The organism is Streptomyces sp. BE20 (assembly GCF_036322525.1).
In the GTDB taxonomy this organism is placed as follows: Bacteria; Actinomycetota; Actinomycetes; order Streptomycetales; family Streptomycetaceae; genus Kitasatospora.
Window position 1 is genome coordinate 170,557 of record NZ_JAQYWW010000904.1, and the last position, 16,595, is coordinate 187,151.

The 16,595-nt window shown below is 74.3% G+C and carries 13 protein-coding genes; 4 read left to right on the forward strand and 9 right to left on the reverse strand.

Features of this window, described 5'->3' with window-relative positions:
- A complete protein-coding gene (locus tag PUR61_RS20185; RefSeq protein ID WP_329880449.1) occupies positions 1 to 1,644 on the forward strand; it encodes a BCCT family transporter in 1,644 nt (547 codons plus the stop codon).
- A gap of 148 nt (positions 1,645 to 1,792) precedes the next feature.
- Entirely contained in the window at positions 1,793 to 1,972 is a 180-nt protein-coding gene (locus tag PUR61_RS20190; RefSeq protein ID WP_329880451.1) for a hypothetical protein, read from the forward strand.
- A gap of 174 nt (positions 1,973 to 2,146) precedes the next feature.
- Here PUR61_RS20190 and PUR61_RS20195 read toward each other — a convergent pair whose 3' ends face one another.
- A complete protein-coding gene (locus PUR61_RS20195) occupies positions 2,147 to 4,111 on the reverse strand; it encodes a DUF2398 family protein (protein ID WP_329880452.1) in 1,965 nt (654 codons plus the stop codon).
- Between the two features lie 222 nt (positions 4,112 to 4,333).
- Between PUR61_RS20195 and PUR61_RS20200 the strand changes: the two genes are divergently transcribed.
- Positions 4,334 to 5,095 (forward strand): lysoplasmalogenase, encoded by a 762-nt coding sequence (locus PUR61_RS20200; RefSeq protein ID WP_329880454.1) that lies wholly within the window; start codon positions 4,334 to 4,336, stop codon positions 5,093 to 5,095.
- Between the two features lie 101 nt (positions 5,096 to 5,196).
- Here the strand turns inward: PUR61_RS20200 and PUR61_RS20205 are convergent, their stop codons facing one another.
- From PUR61_RS20205 to PUR61_RS20235, 7 genes are all read right to left on the reverse strand, one after another.
- Positions 5,197 to 5,811, reverse strand: coding sequence for a hypothetical protein (locus PUR61_RS20205; protein WP_329880455.1), 615 nt, complete (start codon positions 5,809 to 5,811; stop codon positions 5,197 to 5,199).
- 153 nt (positions 5,812 to 5,964) lie between these two features.
- A complete protein-coding gene (locus tag PUR61_RS20210; RefSeq protein WP_329880456.1) occupies positions 5,965 to 6,768 on the reverse strand; it encodes an exodeoxyribonuclease III in 804 nt (267 codons plus the stop codon).
- A 152-nt stretch (positions 6,769 to 6,920) separates the two neighbouring features.
- Entirely contained in the window at positions 6,921 to 8,723 is a 1,803-nt protein-coding gene (gene ggt, locus PUR61_RS20215) for a gamma-glutamyltransferase (protein WP_329880457.1), read from the reverse strand.
- A gap of 463 nt (positions 8,724 to 9,186) precedes the next feature.
- Positions 9,187 to 10,293: an ROK family glucokinase gene (locus tag PUR61_RS20220; protein WP_380519551.1), complete on the reverse strand. Its 1,107-nt coding sequence runs from the start codon at positions 10,291 to 10,293 to the stop codon at positions 9,187 to 9,189.
- Positions 10,290 to 11,222 (reverse strand): ATP-binding cassette domain-containing protein, encoded by a 933-nt coding sequence (locus PUR61_RS20225; protein ID WP_329880459.1) that lies wholly within the window; start codon positions 11,220 to 11,222, stop codon positions 10,290 to 10,292. Before PUR61_RS20225 ends, PUR61_RS20220 begins: the two co-directional genes overlap by 4 nt.
- The gene (locus PUR61_RS20230; RefSeq protein WP_329880461.1) at positions 11,219 to 12,250 is read right to left on the reverse strand and encodes an ABC transporter permease; all 1,032 of its coding nucleotides are present in this window, start codon (positions 12,248 to 12,250) and stop codon (positions 11,219 to 11,221) included. Before PUR61_RS20230 ends, PUR61_RS20225 begins: the two co-directional genes overlap by 4 nt.
- A complete protein-coding gene (locus PUR61_RS20235; protein ID WP_329880463.1) occupies positions 12,247 to 13,263 on the reverse strand; it encodes a substrate-binding domain-containing protein in 1,017 nt (338 codons plus the stop codon). Before PUR61_RS20235 ends, PUR61_RS20230 begins: the two co-directional genes overlap by 4 nt.
- A gap of 355 nt (positions 13,264 to 13,618) precedes the next feature.
- Between PUR61_RS20235 and PUR61_RS20240 the strand changes: the two genes are divergently transcribed.
- A complete protein-coding gene (locus PUR61_RS20240; protein ID WP_329880464.1) occupies positions 13,619 to 14,746 on the forward strand; it encodes an alpha/beta hydrolase in 1,128 nt (375 codons plus the stop codon).
- 139 nt (positions 14,747 to 14,885) lie between these two features.
- Here PUR61_RS20240 and PUR61_RS20245 read toward each other — a convergent pair whose 3' ends face one another.
- Positions 14,886 to 16,478 carry a PucR family transcriptional regulator gene (locus tag PUR61_RS20245; RefSeq protein WP_329880465.1) on the reverse strand — a complete coding sequence of 531 codons (1,593 nt, stop codon included), beginning with the start codon at positions 16,476 to 16,478 and terminating at the stop codon, positions 14,886 to 14,888.
- Positions 16,479 to 16,595 lie beyond the last annotated feature (117 nt).

Sequence of the window (16,595 nt, forward strand, 5' to 3'; positions counted from 1 at the left end):
ATGACGAGTCAGCCGCCCGAGCCGCCGGACGAACCCGCCGCCACCCTCCCCGTCGACCGGGCGGTGTTCGGGATCAGCGCCGTCCTCGTCCTGGCGGTGGTCGCCTGGGGCATCTTCGCCGAGGACTCCCTCGGCCGGACCTCCAGCAGCGCCCTCGGCTGGGTCCTGCACAACTTCGGCTGGCTCTTCGTCGTCGCCGCCGACGTCTTCCTCGTCCTCACCGTCCTGCTCGCCCTCAGCCGCTTCGGGCGGATCCGTCTCGGCCGCGACGACGACGAGCCCGAGTTCTCCACGCTCTCCTGGGTCGCCATGATGTTCAGCGCCGGCATGGGCATCGGCCTGATGTTCTACGGCGTCGGCGAGCCGCTCCAGCTGTACGCCACCCCGCAGCCGGGTTCCGGCCTGGAACCGCAGTCCGCGGCCGCCGCCCAGCAGGCACTGGAGTTCTCGCTCTTCCACTGGACCCTGCACCCGTGGGCGATCTACGCGGTCGGCGGCCTCGCACTCGCCTACACCACCTTCCGCAAGGGCCGGGGCAACCGGATCTCCTCCGCCTTCGTCCCGCTGATCGGGCAACGCGGCGCGGACGGCTGGACCGGCCGGGCCATCGACATGCTCGCCGTGTTCGCCACCGTCTTCGGCTCGGCCACCAGCCTCGGCCTCGGCGCCCTCCAGGTGGCCGACGGCCTCGGCTACGTCTCCTCCGTCGAGAACACCGAGCGCACCCAGCTGATCATCATCGGCTCGCTGAGCGCCGCCTTCGTCGTCTCCGCCTTCTCGGGCGTGCACAAGGGCGTCAAGTGGCTCTCCACCGCCAACGTCGTGCTGGCCTCGCTGATCATGCTCTTCGTCTTCGTGATCGGCCCGTCCGTCTTCGTCCTGGACGCGATCCCGTCCACCGTCGGCGGCTACCTGTCCGACCTGGTCGCCATGTCCACCCAGACCGGCGCCTTCACCGACGAGAGCTGGCTCGGCTCCTGGACCATCTTCTACTGGGCGTGGTGGCTCTCCTGGGCGCCGTTCGTCGGCACCTTCATCGCCCGCATCTCCCGGGGCCGCACCATCCGCCAGTTCCTGATCGGCGTGCTGCTGGTGCCCAGCGGGGCCACCGTGATCTGGTTCTGCGTGATGGGCGGCACCGCCATCCGACTGGACAGCACCGGCGCCGCCGACCTCGTCGAGACCATCCCGCAGGGCGCGGAGGCGTCCCTGTTCGAGATGCTGCGCTCACTGCCGCTCGGCTCGGTGACCAGCGTGATCGCGGTGCTGCTGGTGATGCTCTTCTTCATCACCAGCGCCGACTCCGCCTCCCTCGTCCTCGGCTCACTCTCCAGCCGCGGCTCGCTGCACCCCCGCACGTGGCTGGTGGTGGTCTGGGGCGTCCTGATGGGCGGAGTCGCCGCCGCCCTCCTGCTCGCCGGCGGGCTGACCGCGCTGCAGAACGCCACCATCCTGGTCGCCCTGCCGTTCGTCGTGGTGATGCTGCTGCTCTGCGTCGCGCTGGTGAAGGAGCTGCGCACCGACCCCGCCGCCGGTCCCTCCCGCTTCCACCCGGCCCACGGCCTGCGGGACGCCGTACGGGTCGCCGTCGGCGACGCCCTCGCCGATGCCGGACGGCGCGACCGGCGCCCCCCGCCCGAGTGAACCGGTGACGCCGGACCCGCCCGAGGAGGTCGGGCGGGTGGGGTGTGACCTGGGATGTTGCGTCTTCCGCCCAACCCGACGCCCGCCCCCCATCCGGACTTCACCCGCACGTAGCGACCGTTAACGCCGCCCTGGAAACCTCCCTGTCATGAACGCCAACCCTCCGGCGACCCTCCAGGACCCGCGCTTCCCCCTGCCCAAGCGCCACCGCCGACTCCTGGCCTGCGCCGCCGTCCTCGCCTCCGTCACCCTCGGCACCCTCGGTGTGGGCGCCACCGTGGAGACCGTCCAGCCCGGCACCGTGGCCACGGCCACCACCCGGAGATGATGTGGTCGGAGCCACACGCCGCGACGGCACGGTCGGCGGTACGGCCACCACCAAGAAGTACGCCGTGACGCTGCCCGGAACACTCGCCGAGCAGATTCGCGCGAGGGTCGGCCCCCGTGAGTTCAGTCGTTACGGATCTCCGACGGGCGGCTCGAGGTGGCCCGGCTCCGAGCCTCAGGCGTGCTGTTCCGCCTTCGGGGCGGCCGGGGCCGGGACGGTGATCTCCGGGTCCCGGCGCGAGTGCCGGCCGGTGCCGGGCTCCGGCAGGAGGTGGGCGGGGGCGTAGCGGGCGGCGGGCGCGCGCAGGAGCCAGCCCGGGGGGCGGGTACCGCGGGGTGCGCGGACGAGCAGTCCCATCCGGTGGAGCAGGTCGAGGGAGTCACGGCGCAGCGCCGTCCGGTCGGCCAGGTAGTCACGGCGCCACCCCGCCGGAAGCCCGTACTCGTCGGCGATGTCGCCGAGGACGCCGTCTATCAGCGCGTCGGGGACGGGCACGTCGGCGTCCGTGGACTCACCGGGGAGCGGCCGCACCTCCTCCACCAGGCGTTCGACCAGCAGCAGCGCGGCCTGGGCCAGGGTTCCGGCGCCGGGCAGGGCGAGGTCGGTGAGCTCCTCGGCGGGGTCGAGCAGGGCGACGCCCTCGGCGCGGTGCTCCGCCTCCAGGCCGAGGAAGTCGGCGAGGGCGGCAGGGCCCGAGATCCGGTGGTCACGCAGCCAGTCCCGCCGCTCCTCCGACAGGTCCGCGATCAGGACGACCGGGGTCTCGGCGAGCCGGCGGCGTACGGCGGTGCCGGGCTCGGCCTCGGCGGCGTGGCGGATCAGGTCGGCCGCGTCGGCGGCGCGCGCGGGCGGGGCGGCCGGAACGGCCCGCGCGAGCTCCCGGTCGACCGTCAGGACGGTCTCGTCACCGGCCGGATCCGCCGGATCGACGGGGACGTCGAGCAGCACCTGCCAGTCGGCCAGGACGGCGAGCGCCATGCAGAGGTCGGCGCGGGCGGCGTCCGGCGCGGGCGCGGCCTCCGGGCCGACCGTGCGCATCGCGGCCCGCAGCCGGCCGAGCGGCAGTTGCTCGGGCGCGTCGACCAGCAGGGCCAGCGCGAGCGCCAGGCGGGCGTACCCGCCGGGGGTGAACGGGGCACCGGTGGCGGGGTGTTCGAGCCGGCGGGCGGCTCCGGGGCCGAGGCCGGCCTTGTGCAGGCGGGCGTGCCAGGGGCCGACGAGCAGACGGTAGCCGAGCAGGGTGTCGAAACGCTCGGTGAGCCAGTCACGATGACGGCGGATCAGCGGGAAGCCGTCGGCGTGCGGCCCGGAGGCCGTGACCAGGGGGTGGGCGAGCAGCAGCCGGGCCGCGATCCGCCGCTCGGCCGCGGTGGCGGCGGCGGAACGGTCCTGAGCACCGACGGTGGCGATCCGGGAGCGTTCGGGCTTGCGGTGCTTGCCCGGCCTGCCCGGCTTGGCGCCCGAGAGGACGACGGGCAGCGCGCCGGCGTCCCGGCGGGCCCGGCGCAGGCCGCGGACCGGGCGGGCCTCGCGGGTGCGCTGCTGCGCGGGGGTGTGGGCGGTGGGGCCGTGCCACCAGCTGACGACGTCGGACGCCGGTTCGGCGGGGGCGGACCCGGGCAGACCCGGTCCGACGGGGCCCGGTCCGACGGGGCCCGGCTCGGCCGGCGCGCCGAAGTGCCGGGCCGGATAGAGCCCGAAGGAGGCCGCCCAGAGGTCGTCGGCGGTACCGGCGTCGGCCTGCGCGAACCACTCGGCGAGCCGGAGCAGTCCCGGATCCGGCGAGAGCCCCGGAGTCGGCACGGAAGACGGTGCGGGAGTAGTCGGTGCGGGAGTCGGCGCGGAGGGCGGAGCCGGAGTCGGTGCGGGGCCGGCAACCTCGGCCACGTCCACGTCCACCTCCACCTCCTGCGGGTCGTCAGTCCCCGGCGCACGTACGGCAACGCGCGCGGGCACGGGCGCGGACGCGGACACCGCCCGGGACCCGGCCGGAGGGGCCGACAGGGGCACGGCCGCGGACACGGCTTCGCGTACGGCGACGACGGCGTCGAGGGTGCTCCGCCCCGCTCCGCCCGTACGCCCGTCCGACGCGCCACCGGCCGCCCGCGCGGCGCCGGTCACGTCCTCCTGCTGCTCCATGTCGTGGACCAGACTAGACGGTGGGCGCGGCCCCCGCTGGCAGCTGCCGGGTCCCGTGGGCACCGAACCGCGCCCCACCGCGCGTCGCCCGGCGATCGTCGCCCCACCGCCGCCCGGCCGGAACCTACGCGTCGGTAACCTGTCCTTCCCGGACCCCGCTCCGGTCGCCCGGGGTGCCCAGCACGGGCCACCCGCTCCCCATCCCCCGGAGGACACCGCCGCATGAGCATCCGTACGACCACCCGCGCCGTTCTCGGCGGCCGCCTGCGTTCGGCCACCGGGCTGCTCACCGGCTACGCCACGACCTCGGCGGCCCACCTGGGGGCGATCCTGGCCGACACTCAGGTGCTCCGGCACGCCACCAAGCCGACGCTGATGCCGCTGCTGGCCGCCCACAGCGCGGTCGCCGCCGCCGCGGCCGGCCGGGAGGCGCCCAGGCTGCTGACGCCTGCGCTGCTGCTGAGCGCGGGCGGGGACGTCCTGCTCCAGCTCGGCAACGACACCGCGTTCCTGGCCGGCATGGGCTCGTTCGCCGCGGCGCACGTCTGCTACGTCACGATGTTCGTCGGGCAGGGCGCGCTCACCGAGCGGCGACGGGCGCTGCTGGTGGCGGCGGCGTACGCGGCGGCCTGGGCGACGATGGTGAGCCGGCTCTGGCCGGACCTCGGGGACCTGCGGGTGCCGGTGGCCGGGTACAGCCTGCTGCTCGCCTCGACGGCCGTCACCTCGGCCGGGCTGGGCCTGCGGACCGGGCTGGGCGGGGCGCTGTTCCTGCTCTCCGACACACTGATCGCCACCAAGCTGGCCAAGTGGCGGGAGCTGCCGGGCCACCAGTTCTGGATCATGGCGACGTACGTCCTGGCGCAGTACCTGCTGGCCAGTGGTGCGCTCCGGGCCGCCGCCGAGGCGCAGGACGCCCGGGGGCCGGAGGACGCGGACAGCGCGGAGGACGCCGGACACGCCGGTCGACCGCAGACGGCCTGACCCCCTCCCCGTCGGCCTGACGACCTGACGGACACGGAGGTGCCGCCGGACGGACCGTCCGGCGGCACCTCTGCGCGAACCCCTCCTGGGCCGGCACGTCTTCAGGCGGACCCGGTACCGGCCCGCCGCCGCAGCAGCCAGAAGCCACCGACGCCGCCGGCGATCAGCAGCGCGCCACCCGCGAGTTCCAGCGGGTCGGCCGCCACCGAGCCGCCGAGGCCGGTCTTCACCGCGCCGTGCGGGGCGACCTGCTGGCTGCCCGCGCCGGACTGACCGAGCGACCCGGCCCACTCGCCGGCCGCCTCGCTCCACCCGCCCAGACCCGAGGGCGTGGATCCGGCGCCGGAGGACGAGACCGTCACGGTGGTCACGGTGACGGTGGTGGCGAAGGCCCCGCCGTCCGGACAGGTGCCGTCGACCTTGCTGTCGCCGCTGTGCTTGCCCGCCAGCCGGGCGGAGCCGGTGTGCTTGCCGTCCGAACCGAGCGTGAGGGTGGCCGGCCCGCCCTCGAAGGCTTGGGAGTTGGCGGTGATGGTCTTGGCTTCGGGCTTGTCGGACTTCTCGCAGGAGACCGTGACCGTCACGGTCTGGCCCGGTGCGGCCTGGGTCGGGCTGACCGTGGCGGCGCCGTCCTTGGCCAGCGCGGTGGGAGCCGTCAGGCCGGTCAGCACCGCTGCGCCGATCAGGGCGGCGGCGGCCGTACGCGTGGGGCGCATGCCGGAACCTCCGGGATTCTCGGGCGCAGCCGCGGACTCGGATGTCCACGTGATCGAACAACTACACCCAGTTACTCACCGACGGTAGGCACCTCTCCCCCGCCCGGCCACCGCTCGGAGCCGTTCGAGCGACCGGCCGTCACCCACCGTGACTCAGAGGTCGAGGTCCACGACGACCGGGGCGTGGTCCGACGTGCCCTTGCCCTTGCGGGCCTCGCGGTCGACGTAGCTGTCGGTGACGGCGTCGACGAAGGGCTTGTTGGCGTAGGTGAGGTCGATCCGCATGCCGCGGTTCTTCGGGAAGGCCAGCTGCCGGTAGTCCCAGTAGGTGTAGGGGTGGTCGTACTTGAGCGGGCGGGGCACCACGTCGTGCAGGCCGGCCTCGCCGAGGGCGGCCAGCGCGGCCCGCTCGGCGGGGGTGACGTGGGTCAGGCCCTCGAAGGCGGCGACGTCGAAGACGTCCTCGTCGGCCGGGGCGATGTTGAAGTCGCCGAGGACGGCGAACGGGCGGCTGCCGGCCGCGTCCTCCAGCGAGGCCTGGCGCAGCGCCTCCAGCCACTCCAGCTTGTACCGGTAGTGGGCGTGGTCGACCTCGCGGCCGTTGGGCACGTAGACCGACCAGACCCGGACCGGCCCGCAGGTGGCGGCGACGGCGCGCGGCTCGACGTCGGGCAGCAGCGCGTCGTCGGCGAGGTAGCCGGGCTGGCCGGGGAGGTCCCGGACGACGTCCTCCAGGCCGATCCGGGAGACGATCGCCACGCCGTTCCACCGGCCGGTGCCGTGCGCGGCCGTCTCGTAGCCCAGCTCGCGGACCGGCTCGTACGGGAACGCGTCGGCGGCGCACTTGAGCTCCTGGAGGCAGAGCACGTCGGGCTTGGCGCTCTCCAGCCATTCGAGGAGCTTGGGCAGCCGCGCGGTGACGGAGTTGATGTTCCAGGTGGCGATGCGGACGGTCACGGCGGGCGGCCTTCCCGATGGCGGTACGGACGAGGGGTGGACGCCCTGGCGGGCGTCCACCCCGAATCTACCGAACGGCACCGACAATCCGGCCCGGCCGCAGGGCCCGGGCCCTGGTCGGGCTCCGGTCGGGCCCGGGTCGGGGGGGCAGGTCAGGGAGCGGGGCGGACCACCGCCGCCGAACCCCCGCCGCGCCGCACCGGTTCGGCGGCCGCGACCCAGCGGCCGTCCGGCAGCCGCTCGACGCCGGTCGCGGCGCCGATCTCCGGCGTGCTCGCGAAGACGTGGCCGAGCGCCTCCAGCCGGGCCCGCTCGGGCAGGGCCAGGAAGGCCGGCTCGGCCTGGGTGGCGGCCGTGTTGCGCTGGCTGGCGCGCGGTGCGGCGATCGCCTGCTCCAGGCTCAGCCCCCGGTCGAGGCGACCGAGCAGCACCTGGAGGGTGGTGGTGATGATGGTCGCACCGCCGGGGGATCCGACCGCCAGCACGGGCTCGCCGTCGCGCAGCACGATGGTCGGCGAGAGCGAGGAACGCGGGCGCTTGCCGGGGCCCGGCAGGTTGGGGTCGGGAACGCCGGGGACGAGCGGCGTGAAGTTGAAGTCGGTCAGCTCGTTGTTGAGCAGGAAGCCGCGGCCGGGGACGGTGATGCCGCTGCCGCCGGTCTGCTCCAGGGTCAGGGTGTAGGAGACGACGTTGCCCCAGCGGTCGGCCACGGTGAGGTGGCTGGTGCTCAGGCCCTCGTACGGCTCGGCGGTGGGCGCCACGCCCTCGCTCGCGCAGTCGGCGGGGTGACGCGGGTCGCCGGGCGGGAGCGGGCTGGTGAGGGCGCGGTCGGGGCTGATCAGGCAGGCGCGCGAGGCGGCGTAGCGCGCGGAGAGCAGCTCCCGCACCGGGACGTCGTTGAACGCCGGGTCCCCGACCCAGCGGTTGCGGTCGGCGAAGGCGATCCGCGTGGAGTCCAGGAAGTGGTGGTAGTACTGCGTGGCGTCGTAGCCGCCGACCTCGCCGTCCTCCAGGATGCCGAGGGACTCGCCGACGGTGGTGCCGCCGGAGCTGGACGGGGCGATCGAGTAGAGGTCGTAGTCCCGGTAGGCGACGTGGGTGGGCTGCTGCCGGCGGACCTGGTAGCCGGCCAGGTCCACGGCGTCCACCTTGCCGGGCCTGGCGACGCGGCCGGAGGCGGGGTCGACCGGCGGGTGCTGGACGGTGCGGACGATGTCGGCCGCGAGGTCTCCCCGGTAGAGCGCCTTGACGCCCTCCCGGCCGAGCTGCGCGTACGTGGCGGCGAGGTCGGGGTTGCGGAACGTCGAGCCGACGACCGGGAGGCCGCCGCCGGGCAGGAAGAGCTTGGCGGTGTCCGGGAAGTCCTTGAACCGGGCCTGGTTGAGCGCGGTCTGGTCCTGGAACGTCTGGTCGACGGTGAAGCCCTGCTCGGCGATCCGCCGGGCGGGCGCGAGCGCCTCGGCGAAGGGGCGCTTGCCCCAGAGCCGGACGGCGGTCTCCCAGGTGGCCGGGGAGCCGGGGACGCCGACGGAGAGGCCGCTGGTGACGGCGTCGGCGAACGGCAGCGGCTTGCCGTCCTCCAGGAACAGGGACGCGTCGGCGGTCCGGGAGGCGGTCTCCCGGCCGTCGATGGTGTGCACCCGGCCGGTGTCGTGGTCGTAGTAGACGAAGTACCCGCCGCCGCCGATCCCGGCCGAGTACGGCTCGGTGACGCCGAGCGCCGCGGCGACGGCCACGGCGGCGTCCACCGCGTTCCCGCCCTTGCGCAGGACTTCGATCCCGGCGGCCGTGGCGTCGGCGTCCACACTGGCCACCGCCCCGCCCCGGCCCACGGCCTCGGGCACCTTGGCCGGTGTCGCCGACGGCGGCCCGGCCGCCCCGGCAGGGCCGGCGACCGAGCACACCAGGGCGGTGGCAAGCAGCAACGGCGGGGCGATTCGAGCCAGCGCTCTCATCCGAAATCCTCCTGAATAGGCGTCAACTCCGTTGTTTCACAGGAGCCATGACCCCGACAACAGGGCCACGGCGCTACCAACGGGTAGTTGACGCGCGGCGGCCGGCCCGGAGGAGACGGACGGGCACGCTTCGGCTCCGGTCCGCCGGAACGAACGGGCAGCCGCCCGTGCGGCCGGTAGCCGGCGCGCGTACCCGTCGAATCCCGGCACGAAGGGCGCAGCCCCTCCGTGCACCCGGCCCCGCCACCGCCGCTCCCCGGCGCCGCCCGTCCTGCCCCGCGCCCCTGGCGGCATCGGCGCGGGGCGCACGTCGGCCGGAGGGACCACCACGACGGGCGGAGGCTCCACCACCCCGGGCAGCTCCTCGACCGGCTGACGCGTCCCTGCGGGGCGCTCCCTGAGCAGGAAGTCGGCCGGGCCGACTTCCTGTGCTCCGGCTCTCCGCCCGGCCGCCTTGCAGGGCCTACGGGAGGGTGCGTTCGACCCGGCGCCGCTTGATGGTGCGGAAGCGTCGGGCGACCTGGCGGGCGAGGTCGGCGGCGCCGACCAGGCCCGCCTCGTTGCCGAGCGCGGCGTGCACGATGGTCGCCTCCGGGCGGAAGCCGCGGCCGGTCAGGGCGCGGCGGAAGGTGTCCCGCGCGGGGCCGAGGAGGAGGTCACCGGCCTCGGAGACGCCGCCGCCGATGACGAAGCGGCCCGGGTCGAGGGCGGCGGCCAGGTTGGCGATGCCGACCCCGAGCCAGGTGCCGACCTCGTAGAGCAGTTCGGTGGCGGTCGGGTCGCCGGCCCGGGCGGCCTCGGTCACCAGCGGGCCGGTGATGCCCTCGATCACGCCGCCGGCCCGCGCCAGCAGCGGCTGGACCACCGGGGACTCCTCGACCACCAGCTCGCGGGCGTCGCGGACCAGCGCGTTGCCCGAGGAGTACTGCTCCCAGCAGCCCCGGTTGCCGCACGGGCACCGGTGACCGCCGGGCACCACCTGCATGTGCCCGAACTCGCCCGCCAGCCCGTACCTGCCCCGGTCGACGAAGCCGTCGCGGACGACGGCGCCGCCGATGCCGGTCCCCAGGGTGAGCATCACCATGTGGTCCTCGCCCCGGCCGGCGCCGAACCGCCACTCGGCCCAGGCGGCGGCGTTGGCGTCGTTCTCGACGATCACCGGGAACCGCAGCCGTTCGCTGAGCGCCTGCTGGAGCGGCTCGTTGCGCCAGTTCAGGTGCGGGGCGAAGAGCACCGTGGCCCGGTCGGCGTCCACCCAGCCGGCCGCACCGATGCCGACCGCGTGGACGTCGTGCCGGTCGGCGAGCCGGAGCACCAGCTCGACGATGACGTCCTCGACCACCCGGGGGCTCTTGGACTTGTCCGGGGTGTCCGTGCGCAGCTTCTCCAGCACCTTGCCCTCGCCGTCGACCACGCCGGCGACGACCTTGGTGCCGCCGATGTCGACACCGATGGTCGGCAGCCTCAGCAGGCCGGCGGGCAGGGAGCGGCGGCGGCGTTCGGCGCGCGGGCCGAGGCCGAGCAGGGTGGGCAGGACCGGAGGCCGGGTGGTGCCTTGGGGGCTGGTCACGGCTGCGGGCGCTCCTCGGCTGAGTCGGTGGACGCGGGATCGGCGGACGCGGGATCGGCGGGCGCGGGGCGGGGGGACCGCGGGTCGCCGGACGCGGGATCGGCGGCCGGGCCGGGGGCGGTGGGCCGGGCCAGCTCGTGGGAGAGCTCGGCGAGGTCGGAGCCGCCGGCCATCTCGGTGGTGAGCTGTTCGAGGCCGATCTCCGCCCTGGCGTGGCTGCCGGCCATCCGACCGCGCCTGAGCAGGGTGAAGTGGTCACCGACCAGGTACGCGTGGTGCGGGTTGTGGGTGATCAGCACCACGCCGAGACCGGCGTCCCGGGCTGCGGTGACGTACTTGAGCACCACTCCGGACTGCTTGACGCCGAGCGCGGCGGTCGGCTCGTCCAGGATGAGCACCCTGGCGCCGAAGTGCACGGCGCGGGCGATCGCCACGCACTGGCGCTGGCCGCCGGAGAGGGTGCCGATCGGCCGGTCGACGTCGGGCAGGTCGATGCCCATGTCGGCGAGCGCGCTCCGGGTGGTGGCGCGCATGCCGTCGGCGTCCAGCCGCAGCCCGCCCCAGCGCTTGTAGCCCTGCTCGGAGCCGAGGAAGAAGTTCCGCCAGACGGGCATCAGGGGCACCACGGCGAGGTCCTGGTAGACGGTGGCGATGCCGCGGTCGAGGGCCTGGCGCGGCGAGTCGAAGCGGACCTCCTCGCCGCCCACCGTGAGGGTGCCCGCGTCATGCCGGTGCAGCCCGGCGATGATCTTGATCAGCGTGGACTTCCCGGCGCCGTTGTCACCGAGCACGCAGCTGATCTCGCCGGACCGCAGGGTCAGCGAGACGTCCTCCAGCGCACGGACCGTGCCGTACGTCTTGCCGACGCCTTCGAGGGCGAGCAGCTCGGTGCCCGGGGCGGGCGCCGTCGTCGTGTCAGGCACGGTCATCGCGGCCCCCGTTCGGCACGGCGCTTCACCCAGGAGTTGAGCAGGGCCGCGAGCAGCAGCATCCCGCCGAGGAAGAACTTGAACCAGTCCGGGTTCCACTGGGCGTAGATGATGCCCTTACTGGCCATGCCGAAGATCAGCGCGCCGAGCGCGGAGCCGGCCACCGAGCCGTAGCCGCCGGTGATCAGGCAGCCCCCGATGACGGCCGCGACGATGTAGATCAGCTCGTTGCCGACGCCCTCGCCGGACTGCACGGTGTCGAAGGAGAACAGCAGGTGCTGGCCGAGCACCCAGGCGCCGAAGCCGACGAACAGGTAGAGCACGGTCTTCGTGCGGGCGACCGGGACGCCGACCGCGCGGGCCGCGTCCGCGTCGCCGCCGACCGCGAACACCCAGTTGCCGAAGCGGGTGCGCAGCAGTACCCAGCTGCCGACGAGCAGCAGGCCGAGCCACCACCAGACGGTGGCCTTGATCGTCAGGCCGCCCACCGTCACCTCGGAGGCGAACAGCCAGCGGCAGGAGGCGAAGCCCTCCATGTCGGAGATCGGCTTGGTGGAGACGGTGCCGGAGACCAGCTTGGTGACGCCGAGGTTGGCGCCGGTGAGCATCAGGAAGGTACCGAGCGTGACGATGAAGCTCGGCAGCTTGGTGCGGGCCAGCATCCAGCCGTTGAACAGGCCGACGGAGAGCGTCACTCCCAGGGACACCAGCACGCCCACCCAGGTCACCGCGGTGAGCTGGTAGGAGACCATCGAGGAGGTGAGCGCGGCGGTGGTGACCAGCACGCCGGCGGACAGGTCGAACTCGCCGCCGATCATCAGCAGCGAGACCGGCACGGCCATGATCCCGATGGTGGAGGCCGCGTACAGCACGGTGCCCAGCGAGGAGACCCGCAGGAACGGTTCGGCGACCGCGGCGAAGACCAGGAAGACCGCGGCGGCGGCGATCAGCGCGCCCAGTTCGGGCCGGGCGGCCAGCCTGCGCAGCGCCGCCGGGCGGTCCTGGGCCAGGACGTCCGAGGTGCTCAACGCGTCCCCCTCGCCACGTACTCGGCGAGCGCGTCGGCGTTCTCCCGGGTGAGGATCTGCGGGCCGGTGGCGACCGGCTTGCCCCCGCCGAGCATGTCGAGGTTGGAGCGGTAGAGCCAGAGCAGGTCGACGCCCTCGTAGCCCTGGAGGTAGGGCTGCTGGTCGACGGCGAACCCGACGGAGCCGGACTTGAGGCCGGACACCACCTGGGTGCCCAGGTCGAAGGTGTCGAGCTCGACCTGGCGGCGGGCGTCCTGGACGGCCTGCAGGCCGGTGGCGGCCATCGGGCCGGAGAGGGTGAGCACGGTGTCGATGCCCTGGTCGGACTGGAGCTTGGCGGAGATCGCCGCGCGGGCGTCCGGCATGTTGACGCCGTCCACGTAGAGCACCTGGAACGGGCCGCCGGACTTGGCCTGGGCACCGGAGCAGCGCTGTTCCTGCCCCACGTTGCCCTGCTCGTGGATCACGCAGAGGACGCTCTTGCGGCCGCGGGCGGCCAGCTCGGCGCCGGCGGCCTGGCCGGCGGTGGACTCGTCCTGGCCGATGTGGGTGAGCGCGCCGAACCGGGCGGAGTACTCCTGGCCCGAGTTGATGGTGATCACCGGGATGCCGGCGGCCTTGGCCTTGCCGAGCACGTCGGCCATCGCCTCGCCCTTGGCGAGGGTGACCAGCAGGCCGTCGACCCTCTGGTCGATGGCGGCCTGGACGAGCTGGACCTGGTTCTGGGTCTGCGCGTCGTTCGAGTACAGGAAGGTGATGTTGTCCTTGGCGGCGGCCTGCTCGGCGCCCTTGCGCACGGTGTCCCAGAAGGCGTCGCCGGCGCCCGCGTGGGTCACCATGGCCACCTTCCAGCGGGGGGTGGTGACGGCGCCGCCGGCGGCCGAGGCCTGGGCGCGGGCCTGCTCGGCGCGTCTGCCTCCGGTGCTGCTGCAGCCGGCGACGGCGACCAGGAGGGCCAGGACGGCGCAGGCGGGCAGGAGCCGGCGGAGGGGACCAGTGCGGGTTGTGCTCATCCCCCTAGTCTCGCTGCCCGGCGGACGCGGCTTCGCACCGCCTCGCCCGGCGACCGGATCCGTACGGGCGGTATCGTGCCCTGCGGGGGATTCCTGGGAGTCCGCTGGACGCGACGTCCGGGCAGAGGCTGCCAGGGTGGCAGACTAGGGCGGGCCCGAAAAGGGAGCAGCGCGTAAACGTGATGTTCCTCTCAGGTTTCGCACAGATTCGGACGGCAACCGATCCCCGTTTCAGGCCGTCTGATGCCATTGAGGTGGCGTTCCGGGCGAGTGGGGCCCGGGCGGCTTCCAACCCGGATACGAGAACTTCATGCAACTGACAGGTACGCCATTCTTCATCTGCACGGTCATTCTCGTGCCGATCTCCATCGCGGTGGCGATGCTGCTCTGGGGCAAGGTCCGAGGGCCGCAGCCGGTGCGTGTCCTGTCCAGGCTCGCGATGCTCGTGTTCTGCCAGGTCACGGCCGTGATCATGGTCTTCGTCATGGTCAACAACGCCAACCTGATCTACGGCAGCTGGGACGACCTGCTCGGCACCGGCAAGCACGTCCGGGCGGTGCCCGCCGTCCCGCCGGCCGACCCGGGCGCGGCGAACGGCACCGGGCCGGCCCCGACCCCCGGGGCCACCGGCGCACCGGCGGGCGGCGGGGACGCCAAGCCGCCGGCCACCAGGGTCCAGCAGTCCTTCCGCGGCGTCGACGACCCGAAGGTGCCGGGCGACGTCCAGAAGACCGACCTCAAGGGCCAGCTCTCCGGCGTCGACGGCGAGGTGCTGGTCTGGCTGCCGCCGCAGTACAACGACCCGGCGTTCAAGGACAAGAAGTTCCCGGTGGTCGAGCTGATCCCCGGCTACCCGGGCTCCTCCTCCACCTGGTACGGCACGCTGAAGGTCTCCGAGCAGCTCAAGCCGCTGATGCAGCAGGGCAAGGTGGCGCCGTTCATCCTGGTCTCGCCGCGCACGCTGCTGCTGGGCAACCGCACCGACGCGGGGTGCACCGACATCCCGGGCAAGGTCAACGCGGACACCTGGCTGACCCGTGACGTCCCGCAGATGATCCTGGACAACTTCCGGGCCGACCCGTCCGCCGACCGCTGGGCGATCGCCGGGTACTCGGCCGGCGCGCACTGCGCCTCCAAGCTCTCGCTGGCCCACCCCAACCGCTACCGGGCGGGGATCAGCCTCTCCGGCTACAACGACCCGGCGACCGAGAAGGACTCGCTGGTCGGCAAGGACCCGGCGCTGCGCGAGGCCAACAACCCGGTCACCATCGTCAAGCACGCCGCCCAGCCGCCGAAGGTGGCGCTCTACGTCTCCGGCAACAAGGGCGACGGCTTCGAGGACGGCCAGGCCATCGCGGCGGCGGCGAAGGCGCCGACCACCGTCCAGGCGGTCGAGACCACCGGCCCGCACTCCAGCGACGTCTGGAAGGACATGGTGCCGGGCGTCTTCGAGTGGCTGACCGGCGTCATCCCGGTCCAGTAGCCCCCCGACGGGTCACGGTCCGCCCGGCGGACACGACGGACACCCGGACACGACTGACACGACGAACACGCGGTCATGGCGAGGCCCCCGGAGCACGGTGCTCCGGGGGCCTCGTCCGCCCGGGCGGCGGCCGGCCCGGTCAGGCCAGTTCGAGGGCCAGGTAGAAGTCCACCCGGTCCTCCAGCCGGGACAGGTCGCGGCCCGTCAACTCCTCGATCCGGCCGATCCGGTAGCGAAGCGTGTTGACGTGGACGTGGAGCTGCGCGGCGCACCGCGTCCACGAGCCGTCCGACCGGAGGAACGCCTCCAGGGTGCGGACCAGGTCGGCCTGGTGCTCGATGTCGTAGGCGATCACCGTGTCCAGCAGCCGGCTGCGGAACGCCCGGCGGACCTCGTCCGGGACGGCGGCCAGCAGCAGCACGTGCGAGGCGAGTTCCTCCGGCCCGGCCACGCAGACCCGGCCGACCCGGGCGGCGGCGATCCGGCGGGCGTGCCGGGCCTCCTCCAGCGCGCCGCGCAGGCCGCCCGCCTCGGAGGCCGGGGCGGAGACGCCGAGGGTGATCCGGCCCTCCGAGCCGAGCCCGGCGTCCAGCGGGGCGAGCAGTTCGCGCAGGGTCTCGGCGGGCACCGCGCTCTCCAGGGCGGGCATCACCACCACCGCGCCGGTGCCGGCCCCGGCGACCAGCGCGCGGTCGGTGGTGCCGTTGAGAGCTTCCTCCAGGATCGCGCGCACCGCGCCCTCCGGCAGGCCGGTGCCCTCGGCGCTGAGCACCAGCCAGGAGCCGTCCGGCGCCTGCGGCCCGGGCTCGGGGCCCTCGTAGCGGGCGGCCATCGCCGAGGACGCGTACAGCGTGCGGCTGATCTCCGCCGGGTCGGCGTCCCGCTGGAGCAGGGTCAGCACCTCGTCGGCGAGGCGGCGGCGCAGCCGGCGCCCCTCGTCCCGGCGGTGCCGCTCGGCGGCGACCAGCCGGGCCAGGTTCTCGGCGAGCTGCTGGCGCTTGCCGGTCCATTCGGTGACGTCACCGGCCACCACCAGCACCCAGTCGGCGAGCGGCGCCTGCGTCTCGGGGGCGACGGGCGCCGGCAGCAACGAGTACGGGCCGACGGCCAGCCGGGCCCGGTGCGGCGGGCGGCGGCGCTGGCGCTGCGCGGCCAGATGGGCGCGGACCAACTGGTCGCGGTCCGCCGCGGGGAGCCGGTCCGCGGGGCCGGCGATCACCGCGCCGGTCGGGGTGAGCACCCAGCAGTCGAGGTCGAGGTCACCGCCGAGCAGGTCGAGGACGGCGTCCAGGCCGCCGCCGCCCGCGGCGGAGACCAGCAGCCGGTGCCGGTCGACCAGGGCCGACAGGTCGGCGGCCCGGTCCGCGGAGACCTGGCGGCCGACGAACTCGGTGACGGTGCCGAAGGCGATGTCGTCGGGTACGGCCAGCAGCGGCATCCGGTGCCGCCGACAGGCCTCCACCAGGTCCTCGGGCACCGGCCCGACCTCGGCCTCGCCCGCCGCCAGGGCGACCGCCCCGCCCGCCACGATCGTCCGTACGAACCGCTCGGAGTCGGCCGGTCCGGTACGCCAGAGCATGCCGGTGAGGACCAGCTCGCCGCCGTGCAGGTACCGGCCCGGGTCGTGCAGGTCGGTCGTCATCACACCGCTGACCTGCCGGTCCAGCTCGTCCTCGGCCGCGAGCAGGCGCAGGCGCGGGGCGCCGGGGGCGAGCAGATCACGGACACGCATCCGCGGGCTCCTAACGGGCTGGGGGTGGGGAACGGGACCGGGCGTCCGGTCCGGGGTGACAGTGTGCCCGAACACGCGTGCTCGGTGTTACGTCCCAACGGGTGCCCGGATCACGGG

Bases quoted from the DNA above. Each gene is read 5' to 3' on its own strand.
- PUR61_RS20185 (WP_329880449.1), top strand. From the start codon at position 1: ATGACGAGTCAGCCGCCCGAGCCGCCGGACGAACCCGCCGCCACCCTC.
- PUR61_RS20190 (WP_329880451.1), top strand. From the start codon at position 1,793: ATGAACGCCAACCCTCCGGCGACCCTCCAGGACCCGCGCTTCCCCCTG.
- PUR61_RS20195 (WP_329880452.1), bottom strand. From the start codon at position 4,111: ATGGAGCAGCAGGAGGACGTGACCGGCGCCGCGCGGGCGGCCGGTGGC.
- PUR61_RS20200 (WP_329880454.1), top strand. From the start codon at position 4,334: ATGAGCATCCGTACGACCACCCGCGCCGTTCTCGGCGGCCGCCTGCGT.
- PUR61_RS20205 (WP_329880455.1), bottom strand. From the start codon at position 5,811: ATGCGCCCCACGCGTACGGCCGCCGCCGCCCTGATCGGCGCAGCGGTG.
- ggt (WP_329880457.1), bottom strand. From the start codon at position 8,723: ATGAGAGCGCTGGCTCGAATCGCCCCGCCGTTGCTGCTTGCCACCGCC.
- PUR61_RS20225 (WP_329880459.1), bottom strand. From the start codon at position 11,222: ATGACCGTGCCTGACACGACGACGGCGCCCGCCCCGGGCACCGAGCTG.
- PUR61_RS20235 (WP_329880463.1), bottom strand. From the start codon at position 13,263: ATGAGCACAACCCGCACTGGTCCCCTCCGCCGGCTCCTGCCCGCCTGC.
- PUR61_RS20245 (WP_329880465.1), bottom strand. From the start codon at position 16,478: ATGCGTGTCCGTGATCTGCTCGCCCCCGGCGCCCCGCGCCTGCGCCTG.